20 protein-coding genes and 1 tRNA gene are annotated in these 21,128 nt (G+C 40.3%); 12 read left to right on the forward strand and 9 right to left on the reverse strand.

What is annotated here, in order from left to right; all coding sequences use genetic code 11:
• Positions 1–17: 17 nt before the first annotated feature.
• From OO773_RS08065 to OO773_RS08080, 4 genes are all read left to right on the forward strand, one after another.
• Positions 18–239 carry a type II toxin-antitoxin system HicB family antitoxin gene (locus tag OO773_RS08065; protein WP_034376916.1) on the forward strand — a complete coding sequence of 74 codons (222 nt, stop codon included), beginning with the start codon at positions 18–20 and terminating at the stop codon, positions 237–239.
• Positions 232–393, forward strand: coding sequence for a type II toxin-antitoxin system HicA family toxin (locus OO773_RS08070; protein ID WP_034376914.1), 162 nt, complete (start codon positions 232–234; stop codon positions 391–393). The genes OO773_RS08065 and OO773_RS08070 overlap by 8 nt, the downstream gene beginning before the upstream one ends.
• Before the next feature lie 137 nt (positions 394–530).
• Positions 531–1,040, forward strand: a complete 510-nt coding sequence (locus OO773_RS08075; RefSeq protein ID WP_141556980.1) for a hypothetical protein — start codon at positions 531–533, stop codon at positions 1,038–1,040.
• Positions 1,041–1,192: 152 nt separating this feature from the next.
• Complete coding sequence (locus OO773_RS08080; protein ID WP_034376910.1) at positions 1,193–2,458, forward strand: porin family protein; 1,266 nt, start codon at positions 1,193–1,195, stop codon at positions 2,456–2,458.
• On the opposite strand, the gene OO773_RS08085 is transcribed toward OO773_RS08080, so the two are convergent.
• The 3 genes from OO773_RS08085 to OO773_RS08095 form a co-directional block, all read right to left on the reverse strand.
• Positions 2,455–3,570 (reverse strand): NAD(P)-dependent alcohol dehydrogenase, encoded by a 1,116-nt coding sequence (locus OO773_RS08085; protein WP_264828530.1) that lies wholly within the window; start codon positions 3,568–3,570, stop codon positions 2,455–2,457. The two genes, OO773_RS08080 and OO773_RS08085, sit on opposite strands and share 4 nt — an antisense overlap.
• A gap of 103 nt (positions 3,571–3,673) precedes the next feature.
• Positions 3,674–4,783, reverse strand: coding sequence for a DUF354 domain-containing protein (locus tag OO773_RS08090; protein ID WP_264828531.1), 1,110 nt, complete (start codon positions 4,781–4,783; stop codon positions 3,674–3,676).
• A complete protein-coding gene (locus tag OO773_RS08095; protein WP_006564435.1) occupies positions 4,780–5,490 on the reverse strand; it encodes a 5'-methylthioadenosine/adenosylhomocysteine nucleosidase in 711 nt (236 codons plus the stop codon). Before OO773_RS08095 ends, OO773_RS08090 begins: the two co-directional genes overlap by 4 nt.
• Before the next feature lie 87 nt (positions 5,491–5,577).
• Between OO773_RS08095 and OO773_RS08100 the strand changes: the two genes are divergently transcribed.
• Positions 5,578–5,668, forward strand: a tRNA-Ser gene (locus OO773_RS08100).
• A 69-nt stretch (positions 5,669–5,737) separates the two neighbouring features.
• On the opposite strand, the gene OO773_RS08105 is transcribed toward OO773_RS08100, so the two are convergent.
• The 3 genes from OO773_RS08105 to OO773_RS08115 form a co-directional block, all read right to left on the reverse strand.
• Positions 5,738–5,929, reverse strand: a complete 192-nt coding sequence (locus tag OO773_RS08105; RefSeq protein WP_163499887.1) for a hypothetical protein — start codon at positions 5,927–5,929, stop codon at positions 5,738–5,740.
• Positions 5,930–6,043: 114 nt separating this feature from the next.
• Positions 6,044–6,472 carry a hypothetical protein gene (locus tag OO773_RS08110; RefSeq protein WP_034376904.1) on the reverse strand — a complete coding sequence of 143 codons (429 nt, stop codon included), beginning with the start codon at positions 6,470–6,472 and terminating at the stop codon, positions 6,044–6,046.
• The gene (locus OO773_RS08115; RefSeq protein WP_006564434.1) at positions 6,456–7,142 is read right to left on the reverse strand and encodes a Bax inhibitor-1/YccA family protein; all 687 of its coding nucleotides are present in this window, start codon (positions 7,140–7,142) and stop codon (positions 6,456–6,458) included. Before OO773_RS08115 ends, OO773_RS08110 begins: the two co-directional genes overlap by 17 nt.
• A 109-nt stretch (positions 7,143–7,251) precedes the next feature.
• Here OO773_RS08115 and OO773_RS08120 point away from each other — a divergent pair, with 109 nt between their 5' ends.
• Together OO773_RS08120 and OO773_RS08125 are read left to right on the forward strand one after the other, a co-directional pair.
• Complete coding sequence (locus OO773_RS08120) at positions 7,252–8,259, forward strand: type I glyceraldehyde-3-phosphate dehydrogenase (RefSeq protein WP_006564433.1); 1,008 nt, start codon at positions 7,252–7,254, stop codon at positions 8,257–8,259.
• Positions 8,260–8,399: 140 nt separating this feature from the next.
• Entirely contained in the window at positions 8,400–9,173 is a 774-nt protein-coding gene (locus tag OO773_RS08125; RefSeq protein ID WP_040499194.1) for a type IV secretion system protein, read from the forward strand.
• A 4-nt stretch (positions 9,174–9,177) separates the two neighbouring features.
• Here the strand turns inward: OO773_RS08125 and gatB are convergent, their stop codons facing one another.
• A complete protein-coding gene (gene gatB, locus OO773_RS08130) occupies positions 9,178–10,608 on the reverse strand; it encodes an Asp-tRNA(Asn)/Glu-tRNA(Gln) amidotransferase subunit GatB (RefSeq protein ID WP_034376900.1) in 1,431 nt (476 codons plus the stop codon).
• Between the two features lie 220 nt (positions 10,609–10,828).
• Here gatB and hemH point away from each other — a divergent pair, with 220 nt between their 5' ends.
• The 5 genes from hemH (at position 10,829) to murI (ending at position 17,442) form a co-directional block, all read left to right on the forward strand.
• Positions 10,829–11,848, forward strand: coding sequence for a ferrochelatase (hemH, locus tag OO773_RS08135; protein WP_006564431.1), 1,020 nt, complete (start codon positions 10,829–10,831; stop codon positions 11,846–11,848).
• Positions 11,839–12,474, forward strand: a complete 636-nt coding sequence (locus OO773_RS08140; RefSeq protein ID WP_006564430.1) for a SoxW family protein — start codon at positions 11,839–11,841, stop codon at positions 12,472–12,474. The genes hemH and OO773_RS08140 overlap by 10 nt, the downstream gene beginning before the upstream one ends.
• Entirely contained in the window at positions 12,464–15,277 is a 2,814-nt protein-coding gene (gene ccsA, locus OO773_RS08145) for a cytochrome c biogenesis protein (RefSeq protein WP_176486482.1), read from the forward strand. Before OO773_RS08140 ends, ccsA begins: the two co-directional genes overlap by 11 nt.
• Before the next feature lie 114 nt (positions 15,278–15,391).
• On the forward strand, positions 15,392–16,690 hold the full coding sequence (gene rho, locus OO773_RS08150; protein ID WP_034376898.1) for a transcription termination factor Rho: 1,299 nt from the start codon (positions 15,392–15,394) through the stop codon (positions 16,688–16,690).
• Positions 16,687–17,442: a glutamate racemase gene (murI, locus tag OO773_RS08155; RefSeq protein WP_034376896.1), complete on the forward strand. Its 756-nt coding sequence runs from the start codon at positions 16,687–16,689 to the stop codon at positions 17,440–17,442. Before rho ends, murI begins: the two co-directional genes overlap by 4 nt.
• On the opposite strand, the gene OO773_RS08160 is transcribed toward murI, so the two are convergent.
• Together OO773_RS08160 and OO773_RS08165 are read right to left on the reverse strand one after the other, a co-directional pair.
• Positions 17,434–18,012, reverse strand: a complete 579-nt coding sequence (locus OO773_RS08160) for an outer membrane beta-barrel protein (RefSeq protein ID WP_006564426.1) — start codon at positions 18,010–18,012, stop codon at positions 17,434–17,436. The genes murI and OO773_RS08160 overlap by 9 nt on opposite strands.
• A complete protein-coding gene (locus tag OO773_RS08165; protein ID WP_006564425.1) occupies positions 17,996–21,127 on the reverse strand; it encodes an efflux RND transporter permease subunit in 3,132 nt (1,043 codons plus the stop codon). Before OO773_RS08165 ends, OO773_RS08160 begins: the two co-directional genes overlap by 17 nt.
• Position 21,128: the final 1 nt, after the last annotated feature.

The raw sequence follows: 21,128 nt of genomic DNA on the forward strand, positions 1-21,128 counted from the left end.
AAAGAAAGGATAGTATCATGCTTTTAAACGCCATTATTGAAAAAGATGAGTTTGGGTATTTTGCCTATGTTCCCACCTTACAAGGTTGCATGACGCAAGGAAAAACTTACGAGGAAATTCTAAAAAACATAAAAGAGGCTATTGAGCTTTATTTAGAAAGTTTGAGAGCTGATGAATTAGCCCTCATTTCTAATAAAAATACGGCAATAGTTCCTATTGAAGTGGCTTTTAATGGCTGATCTGCCTAGACTCACTGCAAAAGAAGCTGAAAGATTGCTATTACAGAATGGTTTTACTCTTGCTAGGCAAAAAGGTAGCCATAAGATATATATAAAAGGTAAGATCAGACAAGTTTTGCCTTTTCATTCTGGTAAAATTTTACACCCCCTATAAAGACCTAACTTAGGAAAATTATCAAGCGCGCTATAAGATTGATAAATATTTCATTAGACCTTTAGATTACTCATAGATTACTCATTGTTACCTAATTAGAAATATAATACCAGAGTATTTAATTGTGGATTTTTTTCATGGTTAGGACGATAGGATTAGTTTTATTAGTTGTTATAGCATTTGGATCAATACCACGAGGCGATTTGTTAGCCGTTGATATTGATATTCGCAACGGGTTATTTGTTGGCGCTCAATATGGCATGAATAATGAGGATTTAAGTAGCCAAACAAAAGTTCCATGCCCAATCTGTGCTTTAGATCAAAGCGTAGTTAGCTTGCCAAGCTTAGATAGCAAGAGTAAATACCCGCCCTCTGTTGTGGGGTGGGTTAATAGCCTTGATTCAAATATCACGCAGGTCTTAAACGAACTTACTGATCTTAATAATCTTTTATTACAGGCTGAAATTGATAACCAAAGTCTAACTTCTCGTACTAGTATTTCTCTCTCAGATATTGCAGATTTACCCACACTTGAGGCACAAATCCAAAGTACAATGGCTGATTTAAAGGCTATATTGATGCCCACGCAGATAGCGCGCAAAATCAAGGTGTACTTTCTAAGTATGCCTCTATGCTATCAGAAATGAAAGTCTTAGTAAACAACTCACTACTGAGGTAAATAATCATAATAACGCTATATCTTCACAAGTGCAAAGTTACAATAAAGCAAAGTCAGAGTATGAAAATAAATTAAACCAATATAATTCAGAGAAGGATAAATACCAGAGCGTAGTTAATAATGTTGCTAACTCTTAGTAACGCGACAAGCAATCAAGAAAATCAAAAAAATCAAACTATACAAGATGTAACCAACAGTATTAATGGCATCATTAAAGGTCTACAAGCTTTAGAAACCGCTAGTTCTTGGCCATTTAATGGAGTTTGGACACAATCTCAATATAACCAAGCGATTAATGCAGGGATAAATGCAACCGGAGTAACCACCAGCTGTATGACGGATAGTACTTGTAAAAATTCAAAACAGACACTTGATCAAATAGCCAAAGATTTAAGTGATGCCCAATATAGAAATCTTAGCCCATGCCTCTATCATGTTAAAAATTGCCCCCTCAGTACACAAACTCCAGAAGAGAAGCTAACAGACTTAACGCAAACTATGGAATGGTTTAGTTGGATGGCTGCTTTGGTGTCTAATAATTCTACAGAAAGAACAGAGTTAATAAACGATTACAAGACTTTTCTTAGTTTGTTGAGTCAACAAACTTATAAGAATTTTCAACAACTATTCCCCACCACCTCCCAAGCTATGCAACCCGCCCCCACTTTCACCACTCCTAATACTTTAAGTTTTAACTACCAAAACTTCGCCAATGCCATTAAAGCAGTAGACACCACAAGAACTAGTTTAGTGCCTATGATGACAAGCTTTAATCGCTTTAATAAACCCTATGCTAATAGAAGTTATAACGGCTCGCTCTTGCTTGGCTACCAGTCTTTTTTTAGTAAACACTTTGGTTATTCTATTCAAGGTAGCGTAGGCTATGGCTATATAGGAAGCCCGCTTTTTAAAATGCAATACTTCGGTGTTAATGCGCTTAGAAACTTACAAGATGTATCCATTAATCTAGGCGCTGATTTGTATTGGGATTTTAACGCCCCAAAGAATAATACCGCCGCATTTTATGGGCTTTTTGTGGGTTTATCTGGCGGGAGTATGAATTATGATCTAAGCGCGCAAAGTGATATTTGGCGTGCTTCTTATGATTTTGATTTAGATTTAGGTTTGCGTTTTCAGTTTGGGGCTAATATTTTTAAAGTCGGGGTAGATATTCCTTTGCTAAAACATAATATTAACTGGCAAATAGAAATGGCAGGGCACGCGCCAATTAATTTTGAAATGCAACAAGGCGTGCAAAGTAGCGGGTTTTTTATCCAATATGATCGCATCATTTTATGGCGCGCCTCTAGTTTTTGGGCAACTATTCACCGCCACTTAAAAAAGAGACATAGAATTGAGCACATCTACGACCCGTATAGATTCTAATCCACAAAGGGCATAGAGTAAAAACTTTCTATGCCACAATAACAACTTTCTAAATTCATCGTCCCCCCTCCGCCTAGCATTATATCGCTATGTCTAAATAAAGCATTAGAGTGAGTTAGATCGTAAAAAACTTGATCAATATCTTTACCCTCAACTAATTTAATTTCAGGGTAGATGTTGTGCAAAATAGAAAAATCTAGCATTTCTTGGGTTTCTTTGATTCCGCCTACCAAAGAGCCATAAACTTTTTTATTCGGATCAAAAACAAGTTGGGCAATGCTAATAGTTGGCATCACATTAAAGGGAGGCAAACCTACAATGGCTAATTCCCCGCCATAAGCCAAACAACGAACATAATCTGTTAAATCATAGCTAGTTGGGATTGTAGAGAGGATAAAATCTAAATTAGCATGTTTGGCGTCTTTAACAGAGCTATAGTAATGTTTAGCGCCCATATCCATTGCCATTTCTTTTTTAGATTCACTTCTTGCAAACACGCTTACCTCAGCTCCCATAGCTAAAGCGTATTTAAATGCCATATGTCCTAATCCGCCAAAACCGGCAATGCCTACTTTAGTGCCTTCTTTGACTTGTGCAAATTTTAAAGGCGAATAAGTGGTGATCCCGGCGCAAAATAAAGGTGCGATTTTTTCAAAGGGCGCGTCACTAGGTACTCTAATCACATAATCCTCATCTACCACAATACAATTAGAATACCCGCCCATGTGGGGTTCGTTGTTGTGGAAGTAATCCGGACAATTATAAGTATGAACAGTCTTTCCATGCTCACAAAGTACTTCATGGTGGTTTAAACAATTAGAACATTGTTTACAAGAATTGACAAAAGTACCCACTCCAGCGCGATCGCCTACTTTAAATTTATGCACATGAGAGCCTACAGCGGTTACAATCCCTACAATTTCATGCCCGGGGATCATCGGATAAATCCCCTCCCCCCATTCGCTATAAGCCGCATGGATATCGCTATGGCAAATCCCGCAGTAGTGAATATCAATTAACACATCATTTTTACCCAGAGCGTGGCGGTTGAAGCGATGTTCTTGAAACTTCCCGTCTTTAGAAAAAATGGCAAAACCTTTGGCTGGTATCATAGTGTCTCCTTTTTTACTTTTAAGATTCATTGAAATTTAAGCATTTTTTAAGAGCTAATATCCTAGCCCGCGCGCGATTTTACTATAAAAATGCTAATAAAAATCATCTACCAAAATACTGGGCTAATAAAGGGGCTTTGAATAGAAAATCAAAATTAACCGCGCCTTTAATAAAAACTTTTTTAGCTCTAGCGTGGTTTTTTGCTTGGATACTCTTGCGGACTGTATTTACATCTTGATTTTGATAGGGCAATAAAGCATTTTGGACAAAATGAAGGACTTCAGGCAGAGTTTTAGCGTGTGCCATTAATTGGTGTTTGAGTAGGTAATGATCATGGTAGAGCCATAAAGAGCGTAAAGACAGAGTAGGCAAACCACAATAACAACTTTCTAAATTCATCGTCCCCCCTCCGCCTAGCATTATATCGCTATGGGCGTATAAATTAGAGGCGCTAAATTTTTGTTCTAAAATGATCACATTTTTAAGATGATTAAAGGCTTTTTTAAGAGGTTTAGCGCTGTAGCGTGGGAGGATTACCAAATTAACATCTAATTCATTTAAAACGGGGATACTTTCATAAAATAGGGTTGTGGGGGTGAATACATAGTGGGCTTGTTCTTCTTGGCGCAATAAAAGAGTGGGGCGCTTACAATTTAAACCACAGGTTTTTCTAAAATCTATCTCACTAGGCTCTTTTAACCACAACACCGGATCAATAAAGGGATAAAAGATCACCTCTTGCGCACCGGCTAATTTATAAGCCTCAAGAGGCACGATAAAAGGAGCAAAGATCACATCTGCTAGGGGGGCGCTGAGTTTAGCTAGTTTTGTAGGTGGCATGATCGTTTGTTTATTGTTGGGTTTAGAGCCTAAGCTTGGGGTGTCTAAAAAGTAGGCAATAGGGATTTGTAAAGCAAAGGCACTTTGCACAGCCTCTACACTTGCACCCACTAGCAATAAATCCGGGCGCTTTTTGGCAAAAAGCTTTAAAAACCAACGGCTACGCCTCAAGCGCTCTATATACTTTTGCTCTAAACTTTCCCCCCGCCCACCAAAACATAAATAAGGCATGTTATAAAGGTCTAAAAGCGCGCAGGTTTCTTGGTAATTAGGGCTACTGCGGGTTGTAATAAGAACTTCTGTTTGCAATAAGGGGAGTAATTCTTTAAAGAATAAAGCTTGTTTAGGATCAATAATATCTAGCCAAATCAAAGCGATTCTGCTAATCTTTCTAACATGGTGTATACAAAATGAGCGCTAATCTTAGCGCTTTCATGTAAAAAGAGATCAAAATCAGCGGGGGCTTCCCCATTTGCCTTATCACTCACACTTCTAAGTACACAAAAAGGGATATTAAAATCCCGGCAAATACAAGCCATGCTAGCTCCCTCCATTTCCACCACAGCCGCACCAAAGATTTGATTCCATGTTTGTTTTACTTCAGGATTGTTTACAAATTGATCGCAAGTGGCCACTATGCCCTCTTTAAGCTCTATATTTAAAGAACGCGCCACGCCTCTAGCTAATGCATTCAGAGTTTTATCACTTTCTACAAATACGCTACTCTCAGGGATAAAACCTAAAGGATGCCCAAAGGCGCTTAAATCCACATCTGCTTGACAAAGTTTGGTAGCTAAGATTAGATCATTAATTTCTAAATCAGTAGCCAAACCCCCCGCTACTCCGCTAAAAATAAGCGCCTCTACACCATAGCGTAAAATCATAATGCTAGCCGTTGTTGCGGCATGTACCTTACCAATTTTACTATAGGCTAAAATTAGGGTGGTGTTTTTAAAAGAGATAATGTAAAAAGTGTTATTGCCTACTTTTTCTGCTCTATGCTGGCTAAATATTTCTAAAAGCGGGGTGATCTCCTCTTGCATCGCTCCCATAACTCCAATGGTTTTAAAAGTAGGCATTTTGCTCCTTGTATTGATGATTAGTTTATTTTAACACATTAAGCTATCCATTAGTAGCGATAAGCTAAAATCTAACTTTGTGCTTGTGGACAGGTGGGTGAGTTGGCTGAAACCACATCCCTGCTAAGGATGCGTAGCCGTAAGGTTACCGAGGGTTCGAATCCCTCCCTGTCCGCCACTCCTTCTGCACTTAAATAGCGCTAGTTTATATCCTGCTTGTATTTTAGTTGTTAGCTATGGAAAAATTTTAAAAGATGAGAGTAAAGCCCCGGTGGCAACCGGGAGAATGAGAACTAGTTGTGTTCTTCCTCATGTTCATGGTGATGATGGTGTTCCCCATGGTGGTGATGATGGTGGTGATGATGACCGCCATAGTAGTGGTGATGGTGGTGATGATGGTGATGTTCTGCACACTCTTCATGCTCATGGCAACATTCATCAGTATGATGTGACATTTTCGTATCCTCCGGAAGTAAAATATTCTCAGTGTCAAACCGAGTGGGGGTATTCTATCTAAGAAAAACTATGTTTTGGTAAACAGCGTTATTAAAGATCAAGCTTGTTTGAAAAAAAGCACGCATTCTTTTTCTAAAGTGTATAACTCATAACGCAAGGTTTTAAAATTTGGAGTGTCTAGTGTGGGGGATAAGATGTATTTAAAACATTCCTCCAACACGCGCGCGCTCTCCTGTGCCCGTTTAAAATTGGCTTGCAGCATGTGCAAATAAGATTGTGCATGCATGCAATCATAAGCACTAAGTACATCTGCATTACTATTTCTTTGCGTGTATAACAGATTAAAATCAACTTTATTTTCAACAAAGATAGAAGTAGCCGTGTGGCGGATTGTTTTAAGGCGTGTGGCTAAATCTTGATGATCGCAAAGATAGCGCATCATATCCTCAACCACTCTAACCCCCTCCTTTAAACGATTCAAATTGGCATCTAAAAGACGCCAAACGGGTTTAGTCGTCGCGACCACCCATAATACCCATGATTTGTAGGAGCGAAACAAAGACATTTAGAAAATCCACATACAAAGCCACAGCGGCTTCTATAGGGCTTTCATAAAGACCTCTAATGATGTTTTGGGTGTCATAGGCAATAAAAAGGCTAAAGAGAATCACACTCACTCCGGCAATAGCCACTTGCATGAGAGGAGAACCTAAGAACAAGTTAATCAAAGAGGCCACCAAAACAACAATCACAGCAATAAAGAGCATTTTGCCCATATTAGCTAGATCGCTTTTGGTTTTAATCGCATACACGCTCATGATGCCAAATATAATAGTTGTCATGCCTAAAGCCTGCCAAATAGCACTTGCTCCTGATCTAGCAATCACAAACCCTAAGAGAGGTACTAGAGTGATACCAGATAAGAAAGCAAAGGCAAAGAGCATTAGCAAGTTAACAGTGGGCATTCTGCGGGTAAACATCAGCCCAAAAAAGGCGGCAATTTCACCAATAAAGAAAGCCCACTTATACTGGACAACAACACCAAAATGCATCAGCCCTATTAGCGCGCCAATGGTAGCCAAAAGAAGGCTGCCGGCGAAGAACTTATAGGTCGTTTTAACAAAATCAACTAAGACTGTTTCACTTTGTTCTGCATGGAAAGAAGTTTCCACCTGCGAACGGTTATACAATGCCATGGTAAGACTCCTTTTATCAAAAAAGTGCTAGGATTGTAGCAGATTGCGATTAATTTATTGCTTAATATTCATTAAATCGTTAGTGTTTAGCTTGAGATAGGAGGATTTGTTGAGGGTTGCAATTAATGGTTTTGGTAGGATTGGTCGTTGTGTGGCTCGGATTTTACTTTCTAGGTATGCGGGGACTTTGGCGCTTATTAATGATCCAGCAGATAGAGAGGTTTTAACCTACTTATTTGAGCATGACAGCGTGCATGGGGTTTATAGGCCGGAGGTATCTTTAGAGGGGGAAAAACTTTGTGTGGGGGATAGTTGCGTACTTTTTAAGCAGTGTCAAAATCCACAGGATTTAGATCTTTTAGGGATAGATATTCTCTTAGAGACTTCGGGGAAATTTAACACCTATGAGGATTTAGAGGTTTTTAGGCAAAAGGGGGCTAAAAAAGTGATTTTAGGCGCGCCCTTTGCACCCAGTGCCTCAGATTTAGCTAAAAAGGCTACTTTTGTATTAGGGGTTAATCACTTTGCTTACAAGAAACAAGATATTATCTCTAATGCCTCTTGTACCACTAATGCCCTCGCGCCTCTTTGCATGCTTTTAGATACGCATTTTGGGATAGAAAGCGCTTTACTCACCACCATTCATAGCTACACAAAAGGACAAGCCCTTGTTGATGGGGTTTTAGGCACGGATAAACGCCGTAGCCGCGCTGCTGCTAATATTATCCCAACCACCACTAGATCGGCTATGGCTCTTTATTATGTTCTGCCTAATCTTGAGGGGAAAATACATGGCCGTAGTGTGCGCGTACCGACTATAGATGTTTCTATGGTGGATTTAAGTGTGTATTTACAAAAGGAAACGGATACCCAAACACTTCTCACACTTTTTAAAGAGGCTAGCCAATCTAATCTTAAGGGCATTTTAGAAGTAGATAGCGCTTATAAAGTGAGTAGCGATCTTGTGGGCAATGAGGCTAGTTGTGTGGTGATAGAAGACATGATTTTTAGTCTAGGTAGGCATGTTAAGATCATGGCGTGGTATGATAATGAATGGGCTTATGCTAAACGGCTAGTAGATTTAGCCCTTTACACGGGGAATGCAGGCGGTGAGTAAACATGGTAATCTAGTTGAATATGGTAGAATTTGGTACATTGTTTTAAGCTAAGATACCTTAGAATTTGTCCTTATTATGATAAAGGGGCGCATGGAAAAGATAGACAAAATCTACCATCTACTCCGTATTAGGGCTATGCATGGATTCTAAGGAGCAAGACCTCCTCAAAGAACAACTTTTTCACGAATTGTATTTAAAAATCCAAGAGAATCAAGCCAAATTAGAACAGGAAATAGCTAGTAAGATTGAAAGTTTGGCTTTATCACACCTAGATTTAAATAGTGTGTTTCGGATTGAAAGACGCAATAGTGCTATGGCTTATAAACTTGTGGTGCTATTAAGTCTGATTAGTTTAGCTTTAACCGTTGCGTTAATTATTCTCTTGCCTCTTAAACAAACCCAGCACCATTTTATTGACTTTGCTAACCAAGATAAACACTATGCCATTATCCAAAGAGCTGATGCAAATTTAGCCAGTAACGAAGCTTTAGTGCGTTCATTAGTAGGCCAATACATTTTAAACCGCGAATCTATTAACCACATTGACGATCAAAACCGCTATGAAGTGGTGCGTTTACAAAGTAACTCGTCAGTTTGGCATGTTTTTGAAAGTCTAGTCGCCTCTAAAAATAGCATTTACACCGCCCCTAAAATGGATCGCGATATTCATATCGTCAATATTGCCTTGCTTAAACATTCTAAGAATCAAAATATCGCCCATGTACAAATTGTGGCTAAACTCTTTGATGCGGGGCAATTAATCCAGCAAAAGCGCTATAACATCGTGCTTAGCTTTACTTTTTTGCCCCCGCCTTCTTTTGATACAACCATGATGCCTAAAAACCCTACTGGCTTTCAAGTCAGCCGCTACAGCGTAACTGAAATGCAAGATCTAAAAACCCTCAAACCCTAAGAATTTAGGCTAATTCCTCTTTTAACAAGCTATTAACCATCGCCGGATTAGCGTTTTTCAGATTTTTAAGCACCTGCCCAACAAAAAACCCTAAAAGTTTTTCTTTACCGCCCTTATAATCCTTAACCTTATCCGGATTAGCCTCTAAAATCGTCTTAATAGCCTTTAAAATCACCTCTTTATCCCCCATTTGGGCTAGATTGTGCTTAGCAATGATCTGCTCAATATCTGCCACACAAGCTACCTTTTGCTCCATCAGTGTATCTAAAATTTCTTTGCCGGCCTTGCCTGAAATATGCTTACTATCAATTAGGCGCACTAAATGGGCTAAAACTTGCGATTCTATAGGGCTATCTTGCAAACTCTGCTCGCCTTGCAAACGGCCTAAAAGTTCCACACTTAGCCAAGTAAAACTCCCCTTAGCGCTAGCCCCCTGCTCTAACATCGCCTCAAAATAATTAGCCATTTCTAAACTACTCACCAAAATATCAGCCTCCTCAGCTTTAAGCCCTAAAACTTTGACATAGCGCTCTTTTTTAGCTTCAGGGAGTTCTTTAATATTTTGCGCCTCTTGCATCAGTTCTACTGGGATAAAAAGGGGCTTTAAATCTGGATCGGGAAAATAGCGATAATCTGCTGAACCTTCTTTATTGCGCATGGATTGGGTGATGCCTTTACTTGTATCAAATAAACGGGTTTCTTGCACCACTTCTTTTTCATAAGTCCCGCGCTCAAAGGCCTCTATTTGGCGTGCTACCTCATAATCAATAGCCTTTTGGATAAATTTAAAGCTATTGAGATTTTTAATCTCTACACGGGTATAGAGTTTCTCCTCCCCTTTGGGGCGGATAGAGACATTAGCATCGCATCTAAAATTACCCTCCTGCATATTGCCATCACAAATATCTAAAAAGCACACAATGCTATGCAATTTTTTAAGATAGCTAATTGCCTCGCTACTACTGCGCATATCCGGGCAACTCACAATCTCTAAAAGCGGCGTGCCTGCGCGGTTTAAATCCACTTGTGAATACTGTGGGCTATGGATATTTTTCCCCGCATCTTCTTCTAAGTGCGCCCTCTCAATAGCAATACGCTTTGCTCCCGCTTCTGTTTGTATGTCTAAATATCCGCGACTCACAATGGGTAATTCAAACTGAGAAATTTGATAGGCTTTGGGCAGATCGGGATAAAAATAGTTTTTACGGGCAAAAACACTATTTTGATTGATTGTTGCATGAATGGCTGTGCCAAAGGCAATGGCTTTTCTTACTGCCTCAATATTGAGCACAGGCAGGGCTCCGGGTAGCCCTAAACACACGGGGCATGTGTTACTATTAGGGGCGTCTTTAAAACTAGTAGGGCAGGAGCAAAATATTTTACTCTTAGTATTAAGCTGGGCGTGTACTTCTAACCCGATAATGGTTTCAAACATGTACTTCCTTATTTTAAAGATAAAGACATTTTACCACGCGCTATTTAACATTCTTAAGCAAAACCTTTCTTTGCGGGGTAGGATTGTATAAATTATGCTGTAATGCAGCCTCATGTGTTTTAGCAAATAGTTAGTTTTAGATCGCTTCACTTTATTTTTGAACGCACAACATGGCATAATGCGCCTATGCTATTTTCTATTTTTTTCGCGGTTTTTATGCATGTCTATTAAAGAGGCGGTTGTTTTGCTTAACATGGGCGGCCCTAATCATTTAGCTGAGGTCGCGCTTTTCCTTAAAAACATGTTTGCTGACCCCTGTATTCTCTCTTTTAAAAACCCTCTTTTGCGCAAAATTTTAGGGAGTTTCATTGTCAAAAACCGCCTACAAAAAGCCCAAGATATTTACAAATGCATTGGCAATAAATCCCCCATTAACGATCTTACCGCTAGGCTTACAAACCGCCTTAATGCTTTGGATACAAGCCGCCACTACACCTATGCTATGCGCTACACCCCTCCCTTTACCTCTATGGTTTTTAACGAATTAGCCCAACAAGGTTTTAATTCTTTAGTGCTTTTTTCTATGTATCCCCAATATTCCACTACCACCACACAATCCTCCATGCAAGAGGCCTTTAAAACCCTAGAAACTTTGCATTTTTACCCTAATCTGCGCATTATTGATCGTTTTTATACCCATTCGCTCTACAACGAGGCCATTATCCAAAGCATTTCTAAAACTTTGCAAAATAGATCTGCAAAAGATTTTGTCTTGATTTTCTCCGTGCATGGATTACCCGAAAGTATAATCAAAGAGGGCGATCCTTATCAGGCTGAATGTTTACACCAAGTAAGTCTTTTAAAACGCTTGCTACTGCCCTTTAAATTTAAACACATTGAACTTTCCTACCAATCTAAAGTAGGCCCTCTTAAGTGGCTAGAGCCTAGCACTGAGAGCATGATAGAACAACACCGCCGCGATAAAATCCTCATTTATCCTTTGGCCTTTAGCATTGATAATTCTGAAACCCTTTTTGAGTTACAAATCCAATATAAACTAGAGGCGACGCGCCTAGCCGTGCCTGAATATTTAGTTTGCCCCTGTTTAAACGATCACCCTCTCTTTGTCAAGGCTATTTTAGAGCTTGTAGAAAATGCCCCCTCCCTAAGCCAAGATTTTAAGACAAAAGGCTACAATGTCCCCTTTAATCCACACCAAGAGGCTTTTAAATGCGTATGATCTCTTATTTTACTTTATTGCTTTTATTATTCCATTTTAGTTTGGCTTCTGATGATGAGATTGATGATAGCATGATTTCCTCAGGCGCGATCTCTCCTAAAAGTACGCTAGAGACAAGCGACAATTTAGACAAACAAAGTTATGCCGGGCTAGAGGATATTTTTCAAGATACCCGTATCATCAGCCCCCATGGCAAACATATGCTACTCATTTTTAGCAAAAATGGCTGTGCGTACTGCGAAATGCTCAAGCAAGATTTAAAACACTATGCAGAGCTTAAAAACTACATCAAAACACACTTTAGCGCCTACTACATCAACACCAGTTATAGTAAAATGCATGATTTTAAAATCGGCACGCCTGAAAAACCCCGCGAGTTAAAATTACCCACTTCCGAGCTTGCTCAGATGTATGAGGTTAACTCCACACCCACCATTGTTTTAGCCGACTCCACCGGTAAAACCATCTATGAACTCCCTGGCTACATGCCCCATGTCCAATTTTTAGCGGTTTTAGAATTTGTAGGCAATAACCTTTATCAGGGCATCAATGACGATAAAATCTTTATCCAAAAACTACGCGCCTACATTCTTAAAAAGACAAGAGAGTCTAAACATGCAAGTTAGGCAAATCTTTGCATTCTTTTTTGGATCTTTTTGGGTAGCCATTCCCCTTATTGTTGTATACGCCACCGCTTGTGCTATGGCCACCTTTATAGAAAACGACTATGGTACTCCTGCTAGCCGTGCTGTTATTTATGACACTTGGTGGTTTAGCGCTTTGCATGTGTATTTGTTAATTGTCATCATTGGTACGATGATCACTTCTAAAGCATGGCAAAGAAAACGCTATATTAGTCTCTTTTTCCATAGTTCGCTAGTGCTTATTATTTTAGGCGCGGGAGTAACCCGCTTTTTTGGCTTTGAGGCCACCATGCATATCCGTCAAGATCAAAGTAGCGATCGTATCCGCACCACAGATAGCTATTTAAATCTCACCGTGCAAAAAAAAGACAGCCCCCCTTTGCATTTTTCTCTTAAAACCCCTCTCTCACCCTTTTCTAAATACCTTCCTAATACGGAGGTTATGGTCTATGGTAAAACACTGCTTTTAGAACCCTTAAGTGTGCGCAAAATGACTCCTAATAAAAAAGATAACCGCGCTCTTTTGGTTATTAAGGTAAGTTTTGATGGAGAAAGCCAGACACTACAAATCATAGGCGGGCATGAGGTAGAAAGCCAAGATGCACAAGCAACTCTTAAAGACCTACAAATACGCCTTAATTGGGGTATTTCAGAGCGCAAACTTCCCTTTAAACTGCATTTAAAACGCTTTGAATTAGAGCGCTATCCCGGTTCTATGAGCCCTTCTTCTTATGCCTCTGAAGTGGAAGTTTTAAGCGCAGATGGCAAGGTGATCAAACCCTATAGGATTTTTATGAACCATGTTTTAGATTATGGCGGGTATCGTTTTTTCCAATCCTCCTACGATCAAGATGAAAAGGGCACGATTCTTTCAGTCAACCGCGATCCGGGTAAAAACTTCACCTATGCGGGCTATGCCATGTTAATCTTGGGCGCACTCTTGTTGCTTTTTAATAAAGAGGGGCGTTTTCAAAAGCTCTCGCGCTTTTTAAAGACCCAACAAGTAGCCGGGATTTTATTAGCCCTTTCTTTAGGGTTTAGCTCTTATGCACGCGCTGAGCAGGGCAAGATTGATATGCACGGGGGCAAGGAGGCAAAAACCCCTGTAGAAAACATGGCTAAAGTTAAGATAGATAAAACCGCTCAAAGAAACGCCCAGATCATTACACGCATGAAAAATCTTAAAACCCACTCTAAAGGCCAATTAGAAAGATTTGGCCGCTTGCAAGTACAAGGCTTTGAGGGGCGCATTAAACCCTTAGACACGCTTAGCATGGAGCTTATCCATAAAATCACCCACCAAGACGACTTTAAAGGCATGGATAATTTACAGGTGATGCTTGGCATGATGCTTTATCCAGATGATTATAAAAATATTAAAATGATCTACACCTCCACGCCTAAACTACGCACGATGATAGGAGTCCCTGCTAACCAAAGGCGGGTAGCTTTTTTGGATCTCTTTGGGCCCCATGGTTATAAACTCCAAAACTATGTAGAGGAAATCAACCAAAAAGCCCCTAAAGATCGCGATGAATTTGATAAAGATGTATTAAAAGTTGATGAGCGCATTAATCTAGTCTACATGATTTTTAGCGGTTCAATCTTAAAGATTTTTCCCAGCCATAAAGGCCAAATTTGGCTCGATCCTGAAGATGCGATTAGAAGTAGCGATGCGACTCTAACTAAAGAGGCCACAGGATTTTTACGGGCTTTGTTTGTAGGCTTTGATATGGGGGTGGATCATAACAAATGGGAGGCGGTTAATAAAACCCTAACAGAGCTAGATGCCTACCAAAAAGCCCATAGCAATCTTTATTTACCTGCCTCCAGAATTAACTCTGAAATCTTTTTAAACCACAGCAATTTTTTCCACTTTTTAATGGCCCCTTATTTATTGCTAGGCGTGTTTTTATTAGTTGTGGTTTTAGTGGCTACCTTTAAAAATAAACCTGTGAATGTCTGGCTACACCGTGGTTTTTACACTGTGCTTTTACTCTGCACTCTAGCCCATACAGTTGGTTTATTATTAAGGTGGTATGTGAGTGGGCATTCTCCTTGGAGTAATGCTTATGAGTCTATGCTTTATATTTCATGGGCATCTACTTTGGCTGGTCTGATCTTGCGCTCTAATTTAGCCCTATGTGCCTCTAGCTTTTTAGCCGGCACAGCGCTATTTGTAGCGCATTTAGGTTTTATGGATCCCCAAATTAGTAATCTAGTGCCGGTTCTTAAATCCTACTGGCTAAATATCCATGTCTCTATTATCACGGCTAGCTATGGCTTTTTAAGTTTGTGCTTTATTTTAGGGTTACTCACTTTGCTTTTATTCTTGCTTAGAAGTCCAAAAAGACCCCATATTGATCAAACTATCCTCTCACTCAGCGCGATTAATGAAATGGGAATGATCATGGGGCTTTTAATGCTAACTGTGGGCAATTTTTTAGGCGGGGTGTGGGCTAATGAATCTTGGGGGCGTTATTGGGGTTGGGACCCTAAGGAAACTTGGGCGCTTATTTCCATTGCGGTTTATGCAGTGATCTTACACTTGCGCTTTTTGCGCTTTGATTACATGCCCTATGTCTTTGCTAGTGCTAGTGTGCTAGGCTTTTACTCTATTTTAATGACCTATTTTGGGGTCAATTACTATCTCTCAGGAATGCACAGTTATGCCGCAGGTGATCCTTTGCCCATTCCTGCTTTTCTTTACCCCTTTGTGGCCTCCACTTTTGCGCTTGTGATTTTGGCTGGATTTAAACGAAAACTAGTCATGGTCAAGATTTAGTCTTGACTTTTGGCCATTTCTACACTAAAATAGCCTTTTTCTCATTTTAAGCGCTTTAGTTCTCCCTAGCGAGGCTTGTAGTTGTCCAATCATCAGAAGAAAACAAGGATTTTAATGGCAGATCACCCTAAACAAAAAACCCATACCCCTGTGAGTGGTTATCGCATTGAGGAGTTGCGCGCAAAACCCACAGAAAAACTTTTAGAAATTGCCAACGAGCTAAGAGTAGAAAACCCGCAGGAATTCAAACGACAAGATTTGATGTTTGAGATTCTTAAAAATCAGGTGAGTCAGGGGGGTTATATCCTCTTTACAGGTATTTTAGAAACAGCAAACGAGGGCTATGGGTTTTTGCGCGGGCTAGATGGGAGTTTTTCAGATAACCAAAACGATACCTATGTGAGCCACTCACAAATTAAGCGCTTTGCGTTGAGAAATGGCGATATTGTAACCGGTCAAGTACGCGCTCCAAGAGATCAAGAAAAATACTATGCCTTGCTTAAAATTGAGGCGGTTAACTACCTCCCCTTAGATGAGATTAGAAACCGCCCGCTTTTTGATAACCTCACCCCGCTTTTCCCTACAGAACAGCTTAAACTAGAGTATGAACCTAATAAGGTAACTGGACGCATTCTTGATCTTTTTAGCCCAATGGGTAAGGGACAGCGCGCGCTTATTGTAGCCCCGCCAAGAACGGGTAAAACCGAACTTATGAAAGAACTAGCCCATGGCATCGCCCGTAACCACCCTGAGGTTGAATTATTAATTTTACTCGTAGATGAACGCCCTGAAGAGGTTACTGACATGCAAAGAAGCGTGAAAGGTCAGGTATTTAGCTCTACTTTTGATTTACCCTCAGCTAATCATATCCGTATTGCTGAATTAGTACTTGAGCGGGCTAAGCGCAGGGTAGAAATGGGAAAAGATGTAGTGATTTTATTAGATTCTATTACAAGATTAGCACGGGCTTATAATGCTATCACACCCTCAAGCGGGAAGGTTTTAAGTGGGGGCGTAGATGCTAATGCTTTGCATAAACCCAAACGCTTTTTTGGGGCGGCGCGCAATATTGAGGAGGGCGGAAGTTTAACCATCATCGCTACAGCTTTGATTGAAACAGGATCGCGCATGGATGAGGTGATTTTTGAGGAATTTAAAGGTACGGGCAATAGTGAAATTGTACTTGCTAGAAGCATTTCTGAAAGGCGTATTTATCCGGCCTTTGATGTGCTCAAATCCGGTACCCGTAAGGATAATATTTTGTTAGGCAAAGATACGCTCACTAAGGTTTGGGTGCTTAGAAATGTGATGCAACAAATGGATGATGTAGAGGCGCTTAATTTTATTTATTCCAAAATGCAAACCACCAAAGACAACCAAGAATTTTTAAGGCTCATGCAGGAGGGGTCTTGAGGGTTGGGGTTTTTGATAGCGGGGTTGGCGGGCTTAGTGTTCTTGAGAGCCTACTTAAAGCCCGTTTATTTGAACACATTATTTATTATGGCGATACGGCGCGCGTGCCTTATGGCCCTAAAGATCCGGCCACTATCCAAAAATTTTCTTTAGAAGCTTTAGATTTTTTCAAACCCTATCAAATTGATATGCTCATTGTGGCGTGTAATAGTGTGAGTGCATGGGCTTTGCCACAAATGCGCAATCAAAGCAAAATGCCCATTGTAGGAGTAATAGAGGCGGGGGTGCTATCTGTGCTTAAAAAAACTTCTCAAGAGCAGCCCATTTTAATATTAGGGACTAAGGCCACTATTGCCTCTAACCGCTACGCAAAAGAACTAGGCGCACATGGTTATAAAAATGTGCAAAGTTTAGCCACAGGGTTATTTGTGCCCTTGATTGAAGAGGGGGTTTTAGAAGGCCCTCTTTTAGAGGCCTGTATGGTGCATTATTTTAAGGATTTAAAATGCGCGCCTTCTGTGGTGGTTTTGGGTTGTACGCATTTTCCTTGGATTGTTTCTAGTTTAAAGGGCTATTTTTTAGAGCGTTTTAAAACTCCATGTGAGTTTGTCCACTCTGGCGAGGCCATTGTAGAGTATCTGCAAGAAAAATACAATCTCCTATCAAGAAATCAAGAAAGTAATTTAGAACTCTTTGCAAGCGGAGATGTTAGTCTTTTAAAACAATTAGCCCATTCTTTGAGATCAAAATAAATAAGCGTAGGAAGCCAGCCAGTAGTAAAAATCCATGCTTAAAAACTTGTTGTTAACCGCGTTGATTTTGCCAAAAGGGATTTTAACCCCTAACTCTACGCGGTGTTGTTTGTCTATGGTGCTACCAAACCCCACATCTAAAACCCCGTTATAGCCCATAAAACTACGGTTATCCGTAGAACTCACTAAAGTATGCGCCCCCTGAAAATAACCAAGCCCTACCCCTATATAAGTGCCAAAGGCGTATTTAGATTTATGGTAAAAATCATTGACCATATCTAGGTGCAAGCCTACAAAAGAGGAAACTAGCGTATTAAAGGCGGTGGGTTTAATAGCCATGAGATATTCAATCTGGCCTCTTAAGGAAACATAGGGGTTAAAATTATGCTGATAACCCCCCTTAAATCCCCAGACAAAGGAATTAATCCATGGTTCTTTATTGGTGCGGTAAGTAGCAAAACCCGTTGTAGCCCCGATAAAAATTTGGTTTTTAGCTAAGGGCTCTGGCTTGTTTTGGCTAGCTCCTATTAAAGCGCTGGCTAGTAATAAAGAGCTAAACAGCCTTCTCATTTGCTACCTGTGGGATTGGAGGGTTATCCTCTTTGGATTTGGGTTTAGCCCCTAGAGATTTAAGCGGTTTATTATCCTGATAGAATTTTTTAAGCTTATCATCAATAGGCGCGATGAGGCGGTAGAAAATAGGCACGACAAGCAAACTAAGTAAAGTTGAGACAATAAGCCCACCACTCATAGCAATGCCAATAGGGGCTTTCATAGCCGAACCTTGTCCTGTAGCTAAAGCTAAGGGCAACATGCCAAAAACCATAGCAATGGTGGTCATCAAAATGGGGCGCAAACGCGATTCGCCTGCTAAAATAACAGCCTCCTCAATGCCATGCCCTTCTTTGCGTTTTTCTTTGGCGATGTCAATAATTAAAGTGGCGTTTTTACCCACCATTCCGATGAGCAAAATCAAGCCCATTAAAGAGAACATACTCATAGGTTGGTGGACTAAACCAAGCGCAAAGAAAGCCCCTGAAAAGCTAAGTGGCATGGTGATCATAATAATGAGAGGCTCAAGGATAGACTCATAGAGTGCAGCTAAAATCATATAAATCAAAATAAAGGCGGTAGAGATGGCTGTTCCAAAGGCAACGCTGTTTTCTTGAACTCTTTCTGACTGTCCTGTAAAAGCAAAGAAAACATTTTGTACAAGCCACTTATCTTTGTGCGCCCTGACTTGGTTTAAAAGATCGCCCAAACTCGCCCCTCCAGCAGGTCTAGCTAAAACGGTAACACTGCGCTGGCGGTTGTAGCGGATGATGTTAGTTGGGACTTTGCGCGTGATGATCTGTACAAGCCCGTCTAAAAACATCAATTTACCATCTTTATTTTTAACCTGAATGCGCTTGATGTCCTCCTCACTCATCTTTTTATTAGAGGGCACGCGGATAATGATGTCATATTCCATGCCATGCTCTTTAAAATAACTCACACGATTAGACCCTGAAAAAGCATTGTTAATTACAGAGGCAATACTTTGGGCTGTTACCCCGTATTTAATCGTGGCTGCACGCAAAACCCGTAACTGAAACTGGGTTTGATAGTCTGAGGTGTTAGTGTGATAACCGGCTACCTTGCCCTTGAGTTCAGGACTTTCTAATAAGAATTTTCGTAGATTTTCTACGGTTTGATCCACAAGTTTTTGATCAGAGGAATAGATATAAACCTGAAAAGCAGCGTTATCCCCACCCCCAATAAGGGGAACTTCACTTGCATTAATAGAAACTAAATCTTTGGCTTCAGGTAGGGCGCGTAGTTTGTTGCGCATCTCTTCCATGATCACAAATTGGTTACGCTTGTGGTGGTTTTTAAGTTGGACATAAAATTTACCCTTAAAGGTGCTTTGGATATTCCCATAGCCTATTTGCATAGAATCAAACTCTACATCTGGATCGGCATCAATGACTCGTTGTAAGGCCTTCATTTTCTGCAACATGTGCTGTAAACTAATATCTGTATCTGCCTTCACCCAGATATAAAACCTACCCCGATCTTCTTGGAGTATAAATTCCATTCCTAATTTGCTAGCCACGCGGACAGAACTAACAAAAATCCCGGCCACGACTAATAAAATAATGAGCTTGTGGTTTAAAATCCAACCTAAGAGTTTGGCATAGAGTTTGTCCATTTTTTGGAAAAAAGGCTCAGTGAAGTTATAAAACGCGGATTGTTTGGAATTTACCAAAATAGAGCTAAGCATAGGAATAACTGTAACCACTACGATATAAGAAATGGCAATAGCTAGCGCCACTGTGATCCCAAAACTTTTAAAAAAGCGCCCCGACATGCCTGTCATACTACCCACAGGGATAAACACCGATAACAGCATAGCCGAGATAGCGATAATAGCAAAGGCAATTTCATGCACGCCTTCATAACTAGCCGTCTTTTTATCCATGCCTGATTCAAGCTTTTTATGGATATTTTCAATCACCACGATCGCATCATCAATAATGATCCCAATAGAGAGGGTAAGAGCAACCATAGTGAGCATGTTTAAAGAAAAGCCCATCCAGTTAACAAGGGCAAAAGTTCCCATGATTGAAATAGGGATACTCATTGCTGAAACAAAGGTAATTGAAAAGCTACGCAAAAACATAAACACCACAGAAACGGCTAAAATCCCGCCTAAAATCAAGTCAAATTTAACATCTTCAATAGAGTGGCGGGTGTAGCTTGTGGTGTCTAAAAAGGGGCGTATATTATAGCCCGGGCTAGCCGCGCGCATGGCATCCATTTCTTTATAAATGGCATCTACAATTTTAATTTCATTAGCCCCAGCGATTTTTTGCACTTCTAATACGATGCCGGGTTCATTTCCATAACTAGCATAGGTGATGTCTGTATCAATGCCCTTTTCAATGGTGGCAATATCGCCTAGTCTTACATTGCTCCCAATCTGGATATTGGCAATATCGCTAAGTTTGTAGCTATTACCATCTACTAAAATTGCGTAATTCTTGGTCTTACTAATGATCTTGCCCCCGTCCATTTCAAGGTTTTGGGTGTTAAGGGTGTTGTAAAGATCATTAAAAGTTAGCCCATATTTGTTTAAAAGAGTTGGATCGGCATAGATACGGATTTGTTTTTCCTGATAGCCATTAAGCTGGACATTGCCCACGCCCTCAACCTTTTGTAGCATGGGTTTGATCACATTTTTAGCATGATCGTTAAGTTCGGCTAAGCTCTGGGTTTTACTGCTCAAAAAGATCGAGAGAATGGCCTGCCCGCTAGTATCTACTTTATCAACGGTGGGTTTTCTGATATTGGTATCATTAAAAGTAACAGAGGAAACCTTATTGATCACATCATTCACCGCTACTGTGATAGGTTTTTCAAGCACAAATTCAATCGTAACCACGCTGACATTAAGCGCACTATTAGAAGTAACCTTTTTAATCCCATCAATTTCCATCACGGCTTCTTCAATTTTATCAGTTACCTTACTCTCTACAATGTCCGCACTTGCTCCGGGGTACTGGGTTTTAACCACCACAATAGGGTAATCCACATTCGGGAAAAGCGCCACGCTGATTTTCTTTAAGGCCATTGTCCCAAAGAAAACAATCATGAGGGCAAACATCACAGTTGTAATGGGTCTTTCAATTGCTATTTTATACATG

The sequence above is a fragment of the Helicobacter suis HS1 genome, from assembly GCF_026000295.1.
Classification (GTDB): domain Bacteria; phylum Campylobacterota; class Campylobacteria; order Campylobacterales; family Helicobacteraceae; genus Helicobacter; species Helicobacter suis.

Bases quoted from the DNA above. Each gene is read 5' to 3' on its own strand.
- OO773_RS08165 (WP_006564425.1), bottom strand. From the start codon at position 21,127: ATGTATAAAATAGCAATTGAAAGACCCATTACAACTGTGATGTTTGCC.
- OO773_RS08080 (WP_034376910.1), top strand. From the start codon at position 1,193: ATGTTGCTAACTCTTAGTAACGCGACAAGCAATCAAGAAAATCAAAAA.
- OO773_RS08105 (WP_163499887.1), bottom strand. From the start codon at position 5,929: ATGAATGTTGCCATGAGCATGAAGAGTGTGCAGAACATCACCATCATC.
- rho (WP_034376898.1), top strand. From the start codon at position 15,392: ATGGCAGATCACCCTAAACAAAAAACCCATACCCCTGTGAGTGGTTAT.
- hemH (WP_006564431.1), top strand. From the start codon at position 10,829: ATGTCTATTAAAGAGGCGGTTGTTTTGCTTAACATGGGCGGCCCTAAT.
- OO773_RS08115 (WP_006564434.1), bottom strand. From the start codon at position 7,142: ATGGCATTGTATAACCGTTCGCAGGTGGAAACTTCTTTCCATGCAGAA.
- OO773_RS08125 (WP_040499194.1), top strand. From the start codon at position 8,400: ATGGATTCTAAGGAGCAAGACCTCCTCAAAGAACAACTTTTTCACGAA.
- OO773_RS08065 (WP_034376916.1), top strand. From the start codon at position 18: ATGCTTTTAAACGCCATTATTGAAAAAGATGAGTTTGGGTATTTTGCC.
- gatB (WP_034376900.1), bottom strand. From the start codon at position 10,608: ATGTTTGAAACCATTATCGGGTTAGAAGTACACGCCCAGCTTAATACT.
- ccsA (WP_176486482.1), top strand. From the start codon at position 12,464: ATGCAAGTTAGGCAAATCTTTGCATTCTTTTTTGGATCTTTTTGGGTA.
- OO773_RS08095 (WP_006564435.1), bottom strand. From the start codon at position 5,490: ATGCCTACTTTTAAAACCATTGGAGTTATGGGAGCGATGCAAGAGGAG.
- OO773_RS08070 (WP_034376914.1), top strand. From the start codon at position 232: ATGGCTGATCTGCCTAGACTCACTGCAAAAGAAGCTGAAAGATTGCTA.
- OO773_RS08085 (WP_264828530.1), bottom strand. From the start codon at position 3,570: ATGATACCAGCCAAAGGTTTTGCCATTTTTTCTAAAGACGGGAAGTTT.
- OO773_RS08140 (WP_006564430.1), top strand. From the start codon at position 11,839: ATGCGTATGATCTCTTATTTTACTTTATTGCTTTTATTATTCCATTTT.
- OO773_RS08075 (WP_141556980.1), top strand. From the start codon at position 531: ATGGTTAGGACGATAGGATTAGTTTTATTAGTTGTTATAGCATTTGGA.
- OO773_RS08160 (WP_006564426.1), bottom strand. From the start codon at position 18,012: ATGAGAAGGCTGTTTAGCTCTTTATTACTAGCCAGCGCTTTAATAGGA.